The organism is Palleronia aestuarii (genome assembly GCF_003253995.1).
Taxonomy (GTDB): Bacteria; Pseudomonadota; Alphaproteobacteria; order Rhodobacterales; family Rhodobacteraceae; genus Palleronia; species Palleronia aestuarii.
The window spans coordinates 4,606-5,847 of the sequence record NZ_QKZL01000064.1; the positions used below are offsets into that span (position 1 = coordinate 4,606).

3 protein-coding genes are annotated in these 1,242 nt (G+C 62.6%); 1 reads left to right on the plus strand and 2 read right to left on the minus strand.

Features of this window, described 5'->3' with window-relative positions; all coding sequences use genetic code 11:
* A partial coding sequence (locus LX81_RS21605) for an integrase core domain-containing protein (protein WP_146259529.1) occupies window positions 1–252 on the plus strand: 252 nt, incomplete at its 5' end.
* Between the two features lie 123 nt (window positions 253–375).
* Here the strand turns inward: LX81_RS21605 and LX81_RS21610 are convergent.
* Window positions 376–708: a transposase gene (locus LX81_RS21610; RefSeq protein ID WP_170134093.1), complete on the minus strand. Its 333-nt coding sequence runs from the start codon at window positions 706–708 to the stop codon at window positions 376–378.
* Between the two features lie 248 nt (window positions 709–956).
* A partial coding sequence (locus LX81_RS21615; RefSeq protein WP_146259528.1) for a transposase occupies window positions 957–1,242 on the minus strand: 286 nt, incomplete at its 5' end.

The following is a 1,242-nucleotide window of genomic DNA, read 5'->3' on the forward strand; positions in this document are numbered from 1 at the left end:
GAACTGCTCAATGAGACCATGTTCCGGAACCTGGCTCACGCCCGTGCCGTCATTGCGGCCTGGGCTGCCGACTACAACACCGAGCGCCCGCATTCGGCTTTGGACTACCAGACCCCGGCTGACTACGCGCAAGCCCTGACCACCGCAATCGCCCGCCCCGCTGCGCGAGATGAAAGCTCCGCGCGTCGGGCGATTGCTAACCCTGCGCCGAACGGCGTAAACAACAACCGGGCTCCGGTCACGACTAGATGAAAGTCCCGTGGCAGGTCACGAGCCATGCGTTCGCCAAGGTGACGGCGACCATCTTAACCGGTTTGCGCTACTGCATATGCCAGAGCCAGTCCGTCCCTGGCGCATACTGATCATTCGCCAAAGTCACTCAGACTGCTGGCGTGACATGGCCATCATCGCGCCGAGGTAGAGGAGCCTCCGGAGATAGCGGTTGTCAGTCCTCAAGATCCGCTCCCTTTCCCCGCTCGAATGGGTCTGCGGGGTGAGGCCGAGCCAAGCCGCGTAATCCCGCTCCGTCCCGAAGTTCTCCACCTCCGGCGTGGTTGCGGCAAAGGCACTTGAGGACAATGTGCCGATCCCGGGGATTGTGGCCAGCCTCCGGGTGAGCGGGTCCTGATTCTGAGCCTTGGCGATCCGCGCAGTAACCTCCTCGATCCGGTCGCGTGCCTCGCGGAGCTGATCGGCCAGGAGGTTCAAGGCTGGTCGCGCCGCCTCTGATGCCTCGCATATCAGCGCAAGCAGGCGGTCGGCCTTGTGAATGCCCCGGGCGTAGACGAACTCGAACTCGAACTCGAACTCGAACTCGAACTCGAACTCGAACTCGAACTCGAACTCGAACTCGGCGAGATGAGCTGAATGGTGTTCACCGGTTGGGTCTGCTGCCGGAATTACTGTGGCCCGGCGCCGAAAAAGGGGTCTGAGTCAAATTTGGTGCATCTCCTGCTTCATGATGCAGCGACCAGACGCGCTTTGAGAAGCTCGATGTTGGCCCTGCCATATATCTGGCGTTTGAGTGTCTTCAGGCGGTCGATCTGTCCCTCGATCTGGCCGCTGGACCATGGCTCTGTCAGCGCTGCGACCACGGCAGCCTGATCAGCGGCGAGTCCGCGGGTGCATGAGGCGATCTCGCTGGTCTCTGCCTCGTCAAGCCACGCCGTCAGGTCGCCCGCCGTGCCGTTCCGCACCATGGTGACGACCCGTTCGACGAGGAGACGAGTGGCCGCCAGGGCC